The sequence below is a fragment of the Neptuniibacter sp. PT8_73 genome (genome assembly GCF_047778045.1).
Taxonomy (GTDB): Bacteria; Pseudomonadota; Gammaproteobacteria; order Pseudomonadales; family Balneatricaceae; genus Neptuniibacter.
In genome coordinates, this window is sequence record NZ_CP180545.1 from 2,515,335 (window position 1) to 2,531,939 (window position 16,605).

Here is a 16,605-nt window from a genome sequence, read left to right on the forward strand (position 1 = left end):
TAACGCGTGAGTTACGAAGTTTATGGCCCTTATATTCCGGTAATCATGCTGATTACGTTCTTGGCGCTATTTGTTTGGGTGCTTAATCCAAAAAATAAAGACAAGTACGACGATGCAGCCAATATGCCTCTGAACGAACCCGATGAGGCAGACGAGATGAAATCGGACAATACAGAGGCCAGTGACGGGAGAATTGAAAAATGAGTGCTTTTTGGAGCGCATGGGTAGCAGTGATTACCCTAGCTGTAATTCTTGGTTGTGCTTGGCTATTGATTGCTACTCGCAAAAGTCAGCCGCACCAAGATACAACTGAAGAAACATTAGGCCATGAATTTGATGGCATTGCTGAATACGATAACCCTCTGCCAAAATGGTGGTTCCAGATGTTTATGGGCACCGTTGTTTTCGGCATTGTTTATCTTATTCTTTACCCAGGTTTAGGTAGTTTCCCAGGTCTATTGAACTGGACTTCTACTGGCCAGTGGGAAGAAGAAATGGCTCACGCTGAAGAGACGTACAAGCCAATCTTTGCTAAATACGCAGCTATGTCAGCAGAAGAGCTACAGCACCCAGACAACGCACTAGGCCTAAAAATGGGTCAGCGTATGTTTGCGAACAACTGTTCTCTATGTCACGGCACAGCAGCAACAGGTGCACACGGCTTCCCTAACCTAACGGACAACGATTGGTTGTACGGTGGTGACGAGAAGACTATCAAGACATCTATTGCTAACGGTCGTAACGGCGGCATGCCACCTTGGGGCGCTGTACTAGGCGAAGAAGGCGTACGTGACGTAACTAACTACGTACTATCTCTAAGCGGTGCAGAAGCTGATGCAGAAGGCGCAGCTCGCGGTAAAGGTCAATTCCAAGCACTATGTACTGCTTGTCACGGTACTGACGGTAAAGGTCTACCTATCCTAGGTGCACCTAACCTAACTGATGACATCTGGTTGTACGGTGGTAGCTTCGAAAAAGTGGCTCACTCTATCCGTGTTGGTCGTAATGGTGTAATGCCAGCTCATAAAGACCTACTAAGCGATGAGAAGATTCACCTGATCACTGCATACGTTTACAGCCTATCTAAAAAGTAATTAGATAGTTGAACTAAAATAAAGGCGATATGATGTAGATCATGTCGCCTTTTTTTTTGAGGATCTATTATAATATTCAACTTTGCTAATACATGGTGAGCGTATTAGTTCTGATGAGTTTAACTTTCACTGGTGAGTATGTGAGCAACGATATGAATCAGATCCCGGTTCAAGATGTCACACCCAAGAGCAAGAAAAAATCCCAAGAGTACGACCTATATGCCAAACGCGAGCATATTTATGTAAAGAATTACAAAGGTATCTTTAAAACCTTACGCCAAGCCTCTAGCTTTATCATGCTATTGATGTTCTTTGGCTTCTCATGGATCACATGGGATGGCAGACAGGCCGTTCTGTTTGACCTACCCAACCGACAATTCCATGTATTTGGTAGCACCTTCTGGCCACAAGACTTTATGTTACTGTCTTGGCTATTGATTATTCTTGCCTTTGCCCTCTTCTTCTTTACCGTGTTTGCCGGTCGATTATGGTGTGGTTACGCTTGCCCACAATTCGTTTGGACTTGGATCTATATCTGGATAGAGAACTTCACCGAAGGTGATCGCAACAAGCGAATGAAGCTGGATAAATCTAAAGGCTGGAGCAAAGAAAAATTACTTAGAAAAAGCGCAAAACACTTCCTATGGGTCGCTTTCTCCATCATTTCCGCTATCGCGTTTGTTGGTTACTTCACTCCGATTCGCGAGCTTATCCCAAGCATCTTTAGTTTTGAACTTGGCCCTTGGGAGATGTGGTGGTTAGGCTTCCTTGCCGTAGCAACTTATGGCAATGCAGGCTGGTTGCGTGAGCAGGTATGTATCTACATGTGCCCTTACGCTCGCTTCCAATCAGTTATGTTCGATCAAGACACTTTGATCATTTCTTACGACGAGAAACGCGGCGAAAGCCGAGGCAAACGTAAAAAAGGCTCTGACTATAAAGCCGAAGGCTTAGGCGACTGTATTGATTGCTATAACTGTGTTTATGTTTGCCCGGTTGGCATCGATATCCGCGACGGTCTGCAGTATGAGTGTGTAGCCTGCGGCGCTTGCGTTGATGCCTGCGACGACATTATGGAACGCGTCGGTTACGAAAAAGGCCTTGTACGCTACACAACTGAACATCAGCTCGAAGGCAATAAAACGCATATTATGCGTCCTAAACTGATCGGTTACTTTGTTGTCCTATGTGCTATGTGTGTTGTTTTTGCCTACACAGTCTACAGCCGTATCCCGCTCGAAGTTGACATATTACGAGACCGTGGACAGCTATATAACGAAGTCACTTCAGGCGTCATCGAGAACGTATATACACTGAAACTTGCCAATAAAGAGCAAGTTGATCATAGCTACACTATTTCAGTCACTGGCCTTGAAGGCCTTGAATATATTGGTAAGTCAGAAGTCACTATTAAAGCTGGCGAACTGATCGATTTACCAATTAGATTGAATATCAAGAAAAAATACCTAAGCAAAGCCAATAACAATATCACCTTCAAAGTAATGGCAACGGACAATTCCGATATCCTAATTGAAGAGGAAAACCGCTTTATTGGTCCTGCACCTAAGCGCTAGGTCAAAAGAAGGGTCGATAAGAAGAAATTCTAGGCCCCTTCTTTTAGAAATAAGGTAGAATAGCTGTCGGTCTGAAACTGGGTGTTCCAGTTTTGGATACGACAGTTTTTTTTTGGGTATTGATACATGAGTGACAGCGACAACAACATCCCCGGCCCATGGTACAAACAACCTTGGCTTTGGTTTATTTTATCACCAATTATTGCCGTAGTTTTTTACGGAACTTTTTACCTTTACCTATCCATCGTTACACATGACGGTTTGGTAAAAGATGACTACTACAAAGTAGCCCGCGGCCATTTTGTAGATAAAAGTCAGTCTCAAGAAGCTATCGACCTTGGCGTTAGTGGACAGTTAAATCTCGATAATACAACTGGCGACCTAATGCTGAAATTTAAGAGCAAAGGCGATTACCTTCCAGAGTTCCTTAACCTCAGTATCATTCACCCTACTCACCAGCAATACGATCAGAGTATTCTGCTTAAGCAAGTTCCTGGCACTGAAGCCTATACAGGCAGCTTAAAGAGCCTGCTACAAGGTAAGCGTTATCTGATCCTGAAGGATGAAGCCCGCAACTGGAACCTCCGTGCAGAGGCACATCCACCATACGATCAGAATACAATTGAGTTTAAGCCTGCCCACGAACAATGAGCAGCAATATTAACTCAGTAAAGTCTGCTGACTGTTACCACTGCGGCCTTACTATCCCCCCGGGTAGTAACTACAGCGCTGTAATTAACGGTGAAAGTAGAGATATGTGTTGTCCAGGCTGCCAAGCAGTCGCACAGACTATTGTAGATAGTGGCTTGGACAATTATTACAAACATCGTACTGAAGCAGCCTACTCGCCGGAGCTTAACACTAAGGACCTTCCGGAAACACTGCTTCTTGAGCTTGAGCTTTACGACGACGAAAATGTGCAAAGTAATTTCGTCAAAGTTAATGAATCTAGCTCCGAAGCCACACTGGTTATCGAAGGTATTACCTGTGCAGCTTGCGTATGGTTACTCGATCACCACATCAGTAATATCGAGGGTGTAAGTAAAGCTAAGGTCAACCTGACCAACCACCGCGCTCGTATTACTTGGGATAAATCCCAAGCAAAACTCAGCAAAATCATGGCTGAGATTTACCGAATTGGTTATCAAGCACACCCTTACCACCCTGACAAAGAAGAGCAGCTCTTAGAGCAGGAACGTAAACGTGCAACTCGGCGCTTAGGTGTTGCCGGCATCGGCATGATGCAGACAATGATGTTTGCTATCGCGCTTTATGGCGGTGCTCTACAAGGCATGGAAGATAAGTATGTCAGCTTTATCCGCTGGGCTAGCTTAGTGATTGCGACTCCAGTAATCCTTTACTCTGCGCGACCTTTCTTTATCGCTGCGCTAAGGGATCTTAAAACTCGACACTTAACCATGGACTTCCCTGTTTCCATCGCGATAGGGGGAGCTTATTTAGCCAGTGTTTGGGCTACCTTCACGAATAGTGGCGAGGTCTATTACGACTCCGTTACTATGTTTACTTTCTTCCTGTTAATTGGCCGCTATCTTGAAATGCAGGCCCGTCATAGAACAGGTAAAGCAGGTAACGCTCTCCTAAACTTACTACCGGCTAGTGCTATCAAATTAGTCGATGGTGAAGAGCAATTAGTACCTGCACAAGAACTGAAGTTAGACGATATTGTTTTGGTCAAACCGGGTCATACGATTCCAGCTGATGGCATCATCATTGCCGGTAGCAGCTCAGTTGATGAAGCCGCGCTAACGGGTGAATACCTACCTATTCGTAAAGATATCGATGACAAGGTTGTTGGCGGCACAATTAACGTTGAAAACCCGATCACGATTAAAATTACTCAGGTGGGTGACGAAACCAAACTATCAGCCATTGTTCGTCTGCTAGATCGTGCTCAAGAAGATAAACCTAAAGTTGCTCAGATTGCCGATAAAGTTGCTAGCTACTTTGTAGCGGCTGTCTTAGTCACCGCAACAGTAGTAGCGACAGGTTGGTACTTCGTAGAGCCTGCTCATGCATTCTGGATTACCCTATCGGTATTGGTAGTGACTTGTCCTTGTGCCCTATCATTGGCCACTCCGACAGCACTTACGGCTGCCACAGGCACACTGCGTCAAAACGGCTTATTAATCACCCGAGGTCATGTTCTGGAAAGTCTTTCGACTGCAACTCATGTTGTTTTCGACAAAACAGGTACGCTCACCGAGGGTAATCTAAGTCTTCAGGAAGTAGTTCCTCTAGCAGGTCATGATCAAGATGCCTGTACTAAGTTTGCTGCTGCGTTAGAGAAGCACAGTGAACATCCAATTGCACAAGCGTTCCATGATCAGCACGGTGATCTAGTAGCAACCGAGATCAAAGCAACACTAGGTCAAGGCATCGAAGGTGTGATCGGTAATCAAAGGTACCGTATCGGTAAACCTGATTACGCGAGCGAGATCCTAACGCAAAGTCAGCCATCGCTACCTGAAACAAGTGGGCAGTGGCTACTACTGTGTAATGAGACTCAAGCGCTAGCCTGGTTCCGACTGAATGACCAGATTCGCCGTGAAGCGAAACAGACGATTGAGATCCTTCACTCGATGGGGCTTAACTGTCAGATGCTGACGGGCGATAACTCTTCAGCGGTAGCGGAAGTAGCAAGCCAATTAGGGATAGATACCGCTATCTCTGGCGTATCACCTGCAGAGAAGCTTGCTCATGTTAATAAGCTTCAAGAAGAAGGCGCTCATGTAATTATGGTGGGTGACGGTATCAACGACATCCCTGTACTTGCAGGCGCACAAACTTCTATCGCTATGGGCGGTGCTTCTGACCTTGCTAAAACCAATGCTGATGGCGTACTGATCAGCCACGATTTATTACGCCTAGCGGATGGTATTTTGCTCGCGAGAAAGACTCAAAGAATCATTAAACAGAACTTAGCTTGGTCACTTTGCTATAACCTAAGCGCTTTACCATTGGCTGCCTTTGGCTTCATTGCTCCCTATATGGCAGCGATCGGTATGTCGGCAAGTTCATTGGTCGTAGTCGGTAATGCGATGCGCCTGAACAAATTAACCCGAGGTTCTGTACGTTCCCATGACAGAGATCAGGGTACTCAGTCGGCTAAGCCTGACGCGGTTATTCAAAATCAGGTAGAATAAGCACATTTGAAAAATAGGGTTATGTAGTTTCAATGGATATAATTTTCCTGCTGATCCCCATTGCCATCTTGTTAATCGGCTTTGCTATCTGGGCTTTCTTCTGGAACGTTAACAACGGCCAGTACGACGATCTAGACAGCCCTGCACATAGCATTCTCTATGATGATGACGAAGATTTGATTCCGGATGATGCAAAAGTAAAACCGACTGACAAAGGCAATGACTGAAGCACTCGTCATACCTACAGCATTCTTATTAGGTTTGCTTGGCGGTACGCATTGTCTGGGTATGTGCGGTGGCATAGCTGCCACCGTCTCCCTTAGCTCCCCTAAGGGCGGTCAAGGCTTCCTACTTCTACTCGGCTATAACTCTGGGCGTATTATTAGCTATGCAACTGCAGGCGCAATTTTAGGTAGCCTAAGTTGGTTGTTAACCGATCCTGTACTGCAACTCGTACTTCGCAGCTTTGCCGGATTGATGCTGATCTTCATGGGGCTATACATTGCCCAATGGTGGAAAGGTTTAACCCACTTAGAAAGAGCAGGCGGCGTTCTGTGGAAGCAGATAAGTCCCGTTGCGAGTAAGCTTCTACCGGTTAGAAATATCGGACAAGCAATCATGCTTGGTGGCCTATGGGGTTGGCTGCCATGCGGTTTGGTTTATAGCACTTTAATTTGGGCTTCAGCAGCATCCGACTGGCTGACCAGTGCACAATTGATGGCGGCCTTTGGCGTAGGCACTTTGCCAGCCATGCTGTTAACCGGTGTACTGGCCCAACAAGTTAAACAAATTCTTCAGAAACGCCTGACTCAACACATTTCGGGCGCAATCATTATTGGAATGGGCTTATACAGCATCCCATGGCTGGGAATATTCCAACAATAACTGAACACATTTTTCGCAAGAAACTGATTACAGAGGAACACAAACGTGGATAACAATCTGATTAAATGGGATCTGGACTTGATTAAACGATACGACCTATCGGGTCCTCGTTATACATCCTACCCTACTGCTGTTCAGTTTGACCCAGAGTTGTCTCCTAGTGATCTGGTAGCAACTGGACAAAACTCTGCGGACATCAATGATCCGCTTTCTCTGTATGTCCACATCCCATTTTGTGCACATGTTTGCTACTACTGCGCATGTAATAAAGTGATCACGCGTAACCGCAAAAAAGCACAGCCTTATCTAGATACTCTTTACAAAGAGATGGCTCAGCTATCCAAGTGGTACAGTAATGACCGCAAAGTTACTCAGCTGCATTGGGGTGGCGGTACACCAACATTTATCAGCCACGAGCAGATGGTTGAGCTTATGGGAGAAATGCGCAAAAACTTCAACCTTCTTGAAGACGATAGCGGTGATTACTCCATCGAAATTGATCCTCGTGAAGCGAGCCTTGAAACAATCAAAGTTCTGCGTGAGATTGGCTTTAACCGTATTAGTCTGGGTCTACAGGATATCGATCCAAAAGTTCAGGAAGCAGTTAACCGCGTTCAGTCAGTAGAACAAACAGCAGCGATTCTAGAAGAAGCTCGCAGATTAGGTTTCCGTTCCCTGAACCTGGACTTGATCTACGGACTTCCTTACCAAACGTTCGAAGGCTTTAACGCAACCCTAGATACCGTGATCGAGATGAATCCTGATCGTCTTTCAGTATTCAACTACGCTCACCTTCCAGACCGTTTCCGTCCGCAACGTCATATCCAGGAAGAAACGCTACCAAGTCCAGAGACTAAGCTAGCGATTCTAGAATCTACGATCAATAAGCTGCTTGATGCTGGTTATGTTTATATTGGTATGGACCACTTCGCTAAGCCGGATGACGAGCTAGCCATTGCTCAACGTACCGGTAAATTGCATCGTAATTTCCAAGGCTACACAACTCATTCAGAGTGCGACCTTGTCGCTATGGGTGTTTCATCAATCAGCCAAATCGGCTCTGTTTATTATCAAAATGAGCACGATATGCCGTATTACAGTGCTGCCGTTGATAGTAATGATCATGCAATTAAGCGCGGTGTAAGCCTGACGCAAGATGACATCATCCGTCGTCATGTAATCACACAGCTAATCTGCCACTTTGAGCTAGACAAAACCGCGGTTGAATCAAAATTTGATATTGCTTTCGACGACTATTTCGCAACTTCCATTGCTGAGCTAGAAGCATTTACTAAAGATGGCTTAATCAGCATGAATGCAAATGAGATTGTAGTCTCTCCTGCTGGTCGCCTATTGATTCGTCGTATATGTATGGCATTTGATGCATATATACCAAAAGATCAGAGTTCACAGCGTTTCTCGAAGATTATTTAACTTTCCGTATTTACGGAAATATTACATAATCAGTGGGTAGCCATTCGATATAACCACGACAGGATCGCACTATGAGTGATAACAAGGCAACTGATGGAAAACTACGTAGTCTACAGCAGGTAAGCTGCAACACTTGTAGTCTGAGCTCTTTGTGTCTGCCCGTATCTCTGGATATGACAGAGATGGAACGCCTGGACAACATTATCGACAAAAGCCGCCCACTGAAAAAAGGCGAGCACCTTTTCCACCAGGGCGAAGAGTTTGCGAGTGTTTATGCCATCCGCGTCGGCACAGTAAAAACTTACACAATCACAAATGAAGGTGAAGAGCAGATCACCGGGTTCTACTTCCCAGGTGAACTGGTTGGTATGAGCGGTTTTGATAACAACGAATACCCTGTATCTGCAAAAATCCTCGAAACAACTACGGTTTGTGAAATTCCGTTCGAGCGTTTAGACGAACTTTCCGGTCAATTACCCGAACTACGTCGCCAACTGCTGCGTACGATGAGTAAAGAGATCCGTGAAGAGCAACAGATGATGCTGCTCCTATCGAAGAAGAATGCTGAAGAACGTGTTGCAACATTCCTTGTGAAATTATCGATGCGTTTTAAAGCACGTGGTTATTCTGAAACAAGTTTCCGTTTATCGATGTCGCGTAACGAGATCGGTAACTATCTAGGCCTTGCAGTTGAAACCGTAAGTCGAATTTTTACCCGCTTCCAGAAGTCCGAACTATTACAAGTTGAAGGTAAAGAGGTTCATATCCAGGATCTGGATAAACTTTACGAACTATCTGGCGAGTGTCCAGCTAAGGACGCTGAAGAGCCTGTAACTGCTCAATGTGGCAAAGGCACTTGCAGTTAGCCCCTACACATAAAAAAGCACCGATCGCTTTCGCAACCGGTGCTTATTTAGTCGCACAATTAAGTAGCCATCTCAATGTGTAACCCAACGCATTTATTAAAGCTTTTGCTGCGCAATAAAACATTGAGCTGTGTCAAAATCTGCTGTTTCTAAGGAGTTCTTCATGTCATATGACGAATGTTATGTGAAATCCGTAATTCGTACGATCCCTGACTGGCCGGAGCCAGGCGTTCAATTCCGCGATATCACTCCACTATTTAAAGATCCTAAAGCGCTTCGCATGATCTCTGATGCATTTATCCAGCGCTACATTGATAGTGATATTACGCACATTGCGAGTATTGATGCTCGCGGCTTCTTGATCAGCTCCATCATGTCTTACCACCTAAATATTCCTTTGGTACTCGTCCGTAAAAAAGGCAAACTACCGGGTGAAACCATTCATCAGGAATACCAGCTTGAATACGGTACTGCAGCTGTAGAGATGCAGACTGATGCTGTGAAGGAAGGCGATCGCGTTTTGGTATTTGATGACCTGATTGCTACAGGTGGCACTATCTTAGCAGCGTGCAGTCTGATTAAAGAACTTGGTGCGGAAGTGTCAGAAGCAGCAGCACTAATCGATCTGCCAGACCTACAAGGTTCTAGCAAAATCCAAGATGCAGGTGTACCAGTACATACCCTTCTTGCTTACGCTGGCATCTAATTAAAACCTGACGGCAGCCCAATCTAATCGCTGCCGTCAGTTTTATCCCTTTCTTACTTATCCCGCTAGCTAATTCTTCACCTCTCTTTTATTTCAGCCAATTGCAGATTTTCTCTTCCATCGCGTACAAATCTTGCCTACCATGCTCTGCCAATTTTTTCGTTTTCTGGAGCTGCTATGTGGTTTAAAAATGTAATTTTCTATCGCCTAACTGAAGCGTTTGAATACACTCAAGAGCAGCTGCAAGAAAAACTTATCGAACACGCTTTTCACCCATGTAAAAGCCAAGAACTAAGCCGTTATGGCTGGGTATCGCCATGTCACTTATTGGATGATGTTCACGCGCATCAGGTACACGGCATGTTTATGCTAGCTGCACGCAAGGAAGAAAAGATCCTTCCCGGCGCCGTAATTAAAGAAGCCGTTGGCGAAAAAGTTGCGGTCATCGAGCATGAACAAGCACGCAAAGTGTACAAAAAAGAACGCGACCAACTGAAAGATGAAGTGATTCTTGATCTATTGCCTCGTGCCTTCAGTAAATTCCAGCAGACCACCGCTCTGATCAACCCTGCAGCTGGCTGGATTGCAGTAGATGCTTCTAGCCATAAACGCGCAGAAGAGCTACTAAGTCACCTTCGTGGCACCCTAGGCAGCCTGCCAATAGCACTGCCTGACGTAAACCAATCGCCTTCTGCAGTTATGTCTCATTGGTTGGAGCAACACGACAGCATCCCACAAGGATTTGAAGTACTAGATGAGTGTGAGCTACGTGATAACGTCCTAGAAGGCGGCGTAATTCGAATCAAAGGCCAACAACTAGAAGATGAAGAGTTTGTTGCTCACCTAGAAGCAGGCAAGCGTGTCGTAAAACTAGCCCTAGAATGGGATGAACAGCTCAAGATTACTCTGCAGGAAGATCTATCCATTAAACGCCTGAAACTGAGCGAACAGCTACAGGAAAAAATGGCTGACGAAGCAGCTGAAGATGAGATCGCTCAATTCGATGCCGATATGGTTCAAATGGGCCTAGAGTTCAGCAAACTATTCCCTGCCCTAATTGAAGCCTTTGGCGGCGAAGCACAACGCCCTTAATCATGGACTAACTGCCTCAGCTTAATTTATAACTCCGTACGACAAGTGGTAAGGTTATAAATTAAGCTTTCGTAGCCAATATAGGCAGACCAGATGGATTACGCACCGGAATACACAAAGCGGGAGAAGATAAAGCTCATTATCCTGTTTGTGGGTTTAGGTGCAGTTCTCATAGCCGCTGGCGAGCTTTGGCTATTCCCATCTATCACCCGCCTTGCAGAACAGCCTCACTGTTACAGCCTGTTTGGCCTAAACGGGGCTGATTATCTTTGGCACCTTTTACTGATTGGAATGCCTATTTCAATCTTCCTAATCCTAGCCATAACGATGCTCCCCATGGCGATCAAAGGGTTAATACAAGCGCAATTCCCACCTAAGGGCTACAAAGTATTTAAACCGACACCTATTCGCAAAGGGATGAGAGGGCAGTTCATGGCAGGCCTCTTGATGTTTGTCATTGCCTCTCCCCTGCTTATCGCAATATATGGAGCCAATCAGTTGGATAAAATGCCTGAAATAGAGGCCCCTCAAGATTCCATAGAGCTTTGCTCCCATATCCATACGCAAAACCAAACCTCTACTAATCATTAAGCCCCTATAAATTTAGCGTTTATATAGTTCTAAATAAGGATATTTCCTAACACTAAAAACTGATTTAATAATCATTATCACTTGCATTATCAACGTAAGGAATAACATAACGATGAATATTAAAACTCTAAGTGCGGGCCTAGCTCTGGCAGTTTGCGCAAATTTTGCTAGCGCTGCTGATCATACAGTCATGATGAAAAACTCAGGTCCTGACGGCTCAATGGTTTTTGAACCTGCCATTTTAAATGTAGAAGTAGGTGATACCGTTACATTCCGACCAACAGATCCAGGTCACAACTCTGAATCAATCAGCAACTTAATCCCTGCGGGTTCGACAGGCTGGAAAGGCAAAATGATGAAAGAAGTTTCTTTCACAGTCGATAAAGAAGGTGTGTACGTATACAAATGCCGCCCACACGCGATGATGGCAATGGTCGGTGTTGTTGTAGCAGGAAAACCAACAAATCTAGAAGAAGTAAAAACCAACGCGGCTGAGCTAAGTGCTACTTTTGTGATGAATAAAGACCGCTTAACGGACTATCTAAACCAAATTAAATAAGCGTTTTTTCAGATAGTAGGGAGAACCAATAACACTCCCTACTATTCCAAATAATAATCCCCCACCGTAGTCAGCCCTAAGCTTGTCCATGCTTGCATACCACCTCGATAGTAATTCAACTTATCTTCAGGATATTCTAACTCCAGCAACGCCCAGATAAAGGTCGGTGTCTGTCCACACCAATAACCATTACAAAACGCAGCAAGTGTTTTGGCCTGACTAAAATCCCAAACACCATCTTTGTTAATTGCTCCCAACTCTTCCAACGTATCCGAAAGAGTTTCAGGATCTTTTAACAGCGTGTAAGGAATATTGGTGCTGCCCGGTATCGTCAACCGGTAATGCCAGCCCTCAGTCCGAGTATCGACTATTAAAATAGAGCTATCTGTTTGAGCTTGCTGTAAGTACTCAATAAATTCTCTCTCGCCGATGGTCTCCACCTCATAAGGCTCAAATGGAAACATAGGTTGCGGCGTGCCACGAGAGGTCGTTAGATACAGCTCATGGATAGTATTATCAGGCTCTTGGTTGCGCTTAATCTCAACAGGCTCACCTTCATGCTCAACCACAAAGGAGAAAAGTTCTGGGGTAATCATCACCCTATTACTCTGTTCAGCAACGAGATACGGCGAAAACAACAAAGCCACCCACACCGCAATAGATCGCTTAAAATGACTAAGCATCGTAAAACCTCAACTCTTGAAATCAGACACAAAAAAGGAGCCTTAGGCTCCTTAGTAATATCAATTTAGTGCGGAAATAAACAGCGCGTTATTTCATATCCAACAACATATCGATCGAATACTTAGACGCATCTGCATCTAAGGACAGCTTCTCACACTCAACCAGAAACTTATTTTCACGTTCTTTACTATCGCTATAACCAAACTCATTACCGTCTAAGCTCTGTAGCTGTAGGGTAGCCTTATGGTAGAAAGCGAGCACAATTGCCGCCGTTGAATCACCTTCTCTAAGGCGTTCTTCCCAACGATGACGGTGATTTTGAATCTTAAGCGCCTGTTTTTTTAGATTCCAACCGTAACGAAGCTCATCGAAATACGGCTTTTTCGCTACTTGGGTAAAGATAATAATGGAGATAATTAAACCGATTAAAACACCAGTTAGATTGACCATCATATTCTCGCCTTCAGCATTACCATAGTAATGACGTAATACGGCACTTAACCCTAAACCTATCACCGCAAAAATCAGACTAAAAACGATACCTACCTTGCGCTGCTTTTGCTTATAAACAACTTTATCAATTTCTCTAAGTTCCACGAACGTACCCTATAACACTAGTTAACCTGTAGATTACCTTACAGGCGTAATATGAACCGAATTAACTTGCAGTCAAAATCTGCCAGTGTAGACTTATCGCCTCGATTTTAAAGGCCCTTTCTACCACAATCTGATGTATTCCGTAAAAGAGATTTTCTATAGCTTGCAAGGTGAAGGTGCGCAAAGTGGACGCGCATCAATTTTTTGTCGTTTTTCTGGCTGTAATCTCTGGTCAGGGCGCGAGCAAGACCGTGAAAAAGCTATCTGCGATTTTTGCGATACTGACTTTATTGGTACCGATGGACAAAACGGTGGAAAGTTCGCTACCGCAGCTGAACTATGCCAATTTCTAAAAAGCTTCTGGCCAGATCAGAATAACGAGAAGCCGTACATCATCTTCACTGGTGGTGAACCTGCACTGCAACTCGACCAAACCTTAGTGGACGAGTGCCATAAAACTGGTTTTGAAGTTGCCATCGAAACCAATGGCACGAAGCCTCTACCCGAAAATATCGATTGGATCTGTGTTAGCCCTAAAGCCGATGCCGAAGTAATTATCACCCAAGGCGATGAGCTCAAATTAGTTTACCCACAAACTTTAGCGCAACCAAACCAGTTCGAACAATTTAGTTTCACTCACTTCTATCTACAGCCGATGGATGGCCCTGCACGTTCAATCTACACAAAAGAAGTGATCGACTATTGCTTAGCCCATCCGCAATGGAAGTTAAGCTTACAGAACCATAAAGTTCTAGGCATAGACTAATCCTCTATAACTGAACGCTAATTTTCGAATTCAATGACTCTATACGGCTAGATTCATTCAACCCAATTGGCATCGACTCAAAAACAATTCTTTAGACCAAAGTCTACACACGTTAATTAGCGCTCAATAGCGCCTTTTAATGAGGAAAAACAAAACTTCCTTAAAATATAGGGCCTTGCAACGGCTACTCACATTAGCTGTGGATAACTTTGTGAATTAAGACTTTAAAACGTCATGAAACGCCCATAAATCAAGGCAACCCAATAAACTGATCGTTTTTTAACCAGTTCATTTTTATTCCTTTAATATCAACATGTTATATAAGTCAATATATCAATATTAAATTCTTTTGTTGTTTATAGCACCTCTTTAGTGCACCTGTTTGCCCTACAGTGCACAACATTTTTCTGTAATAAAACAGAACACCGGCTACAGCCTAGTAATGACGGTAACCATCAAGGTAAATTCAAACAAGATAATTGCACCAAATATGGACTGAGCCAGATCAACAGCTCAGTAAAAAATCTCTATCTGTAATATCTCGATTTTCCAAGATAGATCATATGTTTTAAGCTCTAACCTGCTAGGCTTTATAACAATAATCTATCCTCGCTCCTACCGAAGTTATGCAAAGAACAGAACAGGAAAATAAGGCAGCAAACAAAGTGACTTTGATCGGCGCAGCTGTAAATGCCGTACTTGGTTTGCTCAAGATCATTTTTGGTTTGTTCTTTCATTCGGCCGCCCTAGTCGCTGACGGTATTCACTCCCTTTCTGATCTGATTACCGATGTGATGGTCGTACTGATATTAAAAATATCGGCTAAGGGCCCTGATGAAGATCACCCATGGGGACATGGGCATTTTGAAGCATTGGGAACTGTAATTCTTGGCAGTATCTTAATTGCTGTCGCTGGTGCTATGGCTTACGACAGCACATTAAACCTAATTGAATCCTCTGAATTACTATTGCCAGAATGGCCAGTTTTAGTAATCGCAGCACTATCCATCGCAGCCAAAGAATGGATATATCGTTATACACTGCAGATAGGTAAACAGATCGATTCAGCTCTCTTAATTGCTAACGCGTGGCATAGTCGTACCGATGCCCTCTCATCAATTGTTGTATTTATTGGTGTTGCAGGGGCTATGGCTGGTTTTATTTGGTTAGATGCCGTCGCTGCACTGATTGTCGCGGTCATGGTCGCAAAGATCGGTTGGGATTTAAGTTGGAGCAATCTAAAACAGCTACTCGGTACATCCATCCCCAAAGAAGATATCGACCGTTATAAAGAACAGATCCTCTCGATAGAAGGCATTATAAACGTCCATAGTTTTAAAACCCGGACTATGGGCAATAAACATGTCATGGAACTTCATATTCAAGTTGCACCTCACTTAAGCGCCTCTGAAGGACACTATATTGGCAACAAAGCTTGCCAGCGCCTGCAAGATAATCAGGAGATAGGGCATATCATCTTCCACATCGATACTTATGATGATGAAGGCCTTGATACTCTTGCACCGGAAACAGCATTGCCTTCAAGGGGTGAAATCACCTTATCAATAGATCATTTTTTTAACTCTATTTGCCAAGAAGCAGTGCCATATCAACTCTCTCTTTATTATTATGACCGCCATATTGATTTAGAAATATTACTAAGCCTTGAGCAACTCCAATTTCTTCGCCAGAACGGTCACGACGAGACCACTCTGGTTGATGGACTAAAAATAGAGTTAGCTAAAACTGGAACGCCATGGCTTGGGACAATCTATCTAGCAGGCGGCATTAAGCAATGACAGAGTTTTACCCTCAAAAGCCCTACCTCAGTCACGAAATTGAGATAAAACACAGCCGCTTTATTACCCATGTCGCTCACACACCCGATTTAGAGTGTGCGCGAAACTTTATCACCGAAATTCAACAGCAACATCCAAAAGCAAACCATAACTGCTGGGCACATATTGCGGGTACACGAAGTTATCTACAATGTTGGAACAGCAGTGACGATGGCGAACCTAAAGGCACAGCAGGCAAGCCAATGCTGAACGTGCTTGAACATAGCGACCTATGTGAAATCACAGTCGTGGTAACTCGCTATTTTGGCGGGATAAAGCTGGGTGCCGGTGGACTTGTGAGGGCTTATAGCCAAGCTGTCCAGGAAGCACTGAAAGTTTTACCTACAGAGGAACGCATCCCTCTATTTCCATTCGACCTCTATCTCCCCCATCACTTAGTGGGGGATATAGAGCAGTTATTAAATCAAGATCAGATTACTATTCTTGATCGCCACTGGAGTGAAGAGTTACACATTCAAGGCGAAGCCAGTGCAACCGCATTAGATGAGCTTAAGCAACGGCTGACTTCGTTTAAGCATCTAACCCGTTACAAAGATGCTGATAGCCGCTGGTAAGCCACAAATCCGTAGAAAGAGCGCCCCTCCATTTATTCCATTTGATAGAACGGCTAGGGTTACGAATCTAGCCCTACCATTCCCCTCATGAAACTATGTTTAGAAATCAGTCACTTAGTACACAAGACCAGAGTACATAGGCACTCCCCACCAATAGATAAAAGAAATAAATTTAAATTT

At 44.2% G+C, this 16,605-nt stretch carries 18 protein-coding genes; 16 read left to right on the plus strand and 2 right to left on the minus strand.

Going from position 1 to position 16,605, the window contains the following annotated elements:
- The first annotated feature begins 6 nt into the window (after positions 1-6).
- The 13 genes from ACMXYN_RS11250 to ACMXYN_RS11310 all read left to right on the plus strand — a co-directional run bounded on the left by ACMXYN_RS11250 (position 7) and on the right by ACMXYN_RS11310 (position 11,965).
- Entirely contained in the window at positions 7-204 is a 198-nt protein-coding gene (locus tag ACMXYN_RS11250) for a cbb3-type cytochrome oxidase subunit 3 (RefSeq protein ID WP_415891900.1), read from the plus strand.
- Positions 201-1,094 (plus strand): cytochrome-c oxidase, cbb3-type subunit III, encoded by an 894-nt coding sequence (gene ccoP / locus ACMXYN_RS11255; RefSeq protein ID WP_415884064.1) that lies wholly within the window; start codon positions 201-203, stop codon positions 1,092-1,094. Before ACMXYN_RS11250 ends, ccoP begins: the two co-directional genes overlap by 4 nt.
- Before the next feature lie 152 nt (positions 1,095-1,246).
- On the plus strand, positions 1,247-2,668 hold the full coding sequence (gene ccoG / locus ACMXYN_RS11260; protein WP_415894485.1) for a cytochrome c oxidase accessory protein CcoG: 1,422 nt from the start codon (positions 1,247-1,249) through the stop codon (positions 2,666-2,668).
- A 126-nt stretch (positions 2,669-2,794) separates the two neighbouring features.
- Entirely contained in the window at positions 2,795-3,319 is a 525-nt protein-coding gene (locus ACMXYN_RS11265) for a FixH family protein (protein ID WP_415884063.1), read from the plus strand.
- Positions 3,316-5,832: a heavy metal translocating P-type ATPase gene (locus ACMXYN_RS11270; RefSeq protein ID WP_415891901.1), complete on the plus strand. Its 2,517-nt coding sequence runs from the start codon at positions 3,316-3,318 to the stop codon at positions 5,830-5,832. The genes ACMXYN_RS11265 and ACMXYN_RS11270 overlap by 4 nt, the downstream gene beginning before the upstream one ends.
- Before the next feature lie 32 nt (positions 5,833-5,864).
- Positions 5,865-6,059, plus strand: coding sequence for a cbb3-type cytochrome oxidase assembly protein CcoS (gene ccoS / locus ACMXYN_RS11275; protein ID WP_415884061.1), 195 nt, complete (start codon positions 5,865-5,867; stop codon positions 6,057-6,059).
- Complete coding sequence (locus ACMXYN_RS11280; protein ID WP_415891902.1) at positions 6,052-6,717, plus strand: sulfite exporter TauE/SafE family protein; 666 nt, start codon at positions 6,052-6,054, stop codon at positions 6,715-6,717. Before ccoS ends, ACMXYN_RS11280 begins: the two co-directional genes overlap by 8 nt.
- Before the next feature lie 45 nt (positions 6,718-6,762).
- Positions 6,763-8,151, plus strand: a complete 1,389-nt coding sequence (gene hemN, locus ACMXYN_RS11285) for an oxygen-independent coproporphyrinogen III oxidase (RefSeq protein ID WP_415891903.1) — start codon at positions 6,763-6,765, stop codon at positions 8,149-8,151.
- A gap of 71 nt (positions 8,152-8,222) precedes the next feature.
- Positions 8,223-9,017: a fumarate/nitrate reduction transcriptional regulator Fnr gene (gene fnr / locus ACMXYN_RS11290; RefSeq protein WP_415884058.1), complete on the plus strand. Its 795-nt coding sequence runs from the start codon at positions 8,223-8,225 to the stop codon at positions 9,015-9,017.
- A gap of 163 nt (positions 9,018-9,180) precedes the next feature.
- Complete coding sequence (locus ACMXYN_RS11295; protein WP_415887636.1) at positions 9,181-9,723, plus strand: adenine phosphoribosyltransferase; 543 nt, start codon at positions 9,181-9,183, stop codon at positions 9,721-9,723.
- Between the two features lie 177 nt (positions 9,724-9,900).
- Positions 9,901-10,815: a recombination-associated protein RdgC gene (rdgC, locus tag ACMXYN_RS11300; RefSeq protein ID WP_415891904.1), complete on the plus strand. Its 915-nt coding sequence runs from the start codon at positions 9,901-9,903 to the stop codon at positions 10,813-10,815.
- A gap of 93 nt (positions 10,816-10,908) precedes the next feature.
- A complete protein-coding gene (locus ACMXYN_RS11305; RefSeq protein WP_415891905.1) occupies positions 10,909-11,406 on the plus strand; it encodes a hypothetical protein in 498 nt (165 codons plus the stop codon).
- A 112-nt stretch (positions 11,407-11,518) separates the two neighbouring features.
- A complete protein-coding gene (locus ACMXYN_RS11310) occupies positions 11,519-11,965 on the plus strand; it encodes a pseudoazurin (RefSeq protein WP_415891906.1) in 447 nt (148 codons plus the stop codon).
- 41 nt (positions 11,966-12,006) lie between these two features.
- Here ACMXYN_RS11310 and ACMXYN_RS11315 read toward each other — a convergent pair whose 3' ends face one another.
- Together ACMXYN_RS11315 and ACMXYN_RS11320 are read right to left on the minus strand one after the other, a co-directional pair.
- A complete protein-coding gene (locus ACMXYN_RS11315) occupies positions 12,007-12,648 on the minus strand; it encodes a rhodanese-like domain-containing protein (RefSeq protein ID WP_415891907.1) in 642 nt (213 codons plus the stop codon).
- Positions 12,649-12,736: 88 nt separating this feature from the next.
- Positions 12,737-13,246, minus strand: a complete 510-nt coding sequence (locus ACMXYN_RS11320) for a DUF3087 family protein (RefSeq protein WP_415891908.1) — start codon at positions 13,244-13,246, stop codon at positions 12,737-12,739.
- 133 nt (positions 13,247-13,379) lie between these two features.
- On the opposite strand from ACMXYN_RS11320, the gene queE reads away from it, so the two are divergent.
- From queE to ACMXYN_RS11335, 3 genes are all read left to right on the plus strand, one after another.
- The gene (gene queE / locus ACMXYN_RS11325) at positions 13,380-14,012 is read left to right on the plus strand and encodes a 7-carboxy-7-deazaguanine synthase (RefSeq protein WP_415891909.1); all 633 of its coding nucleotides are present in this window, start codon (positions 13,380-13,382) and stop codon (positions 14,010-14,012) included.
- Between the two features lie 626 nt (positions 14,013-14,638).
- Positions 14,639-15,811: a cation diffusion facilitator family transporter gene (locus tag ACMXYN_RS11330; protein ID WP_415891910.1), complete on the plus strand. Its 1,173-nt coding sequence runs from the start codon at positions 14,639-14,641 to the stop codon at positions 15,809-15,811.
- Positions 15,808-16,425 carry a YigZ family protein gene (locus ACMXYN_RS11335; RefSeq protein WP_415891911.1) on the plus strand — a complete coding sequence of 206 codons (618 nt, stop codon included), beginning with the start codon at positions 15,808-15,810 and terminating at the stop codon, positions 16,423-16,425. Before ACMXYN_RS11330 ends, ACMXYN_RS11335 begins: the two co-directional genes overlap by 4 nt.
- The last annotated feature ends 180 nt before the right edge of the window (positions 16,426-16,605 follow it).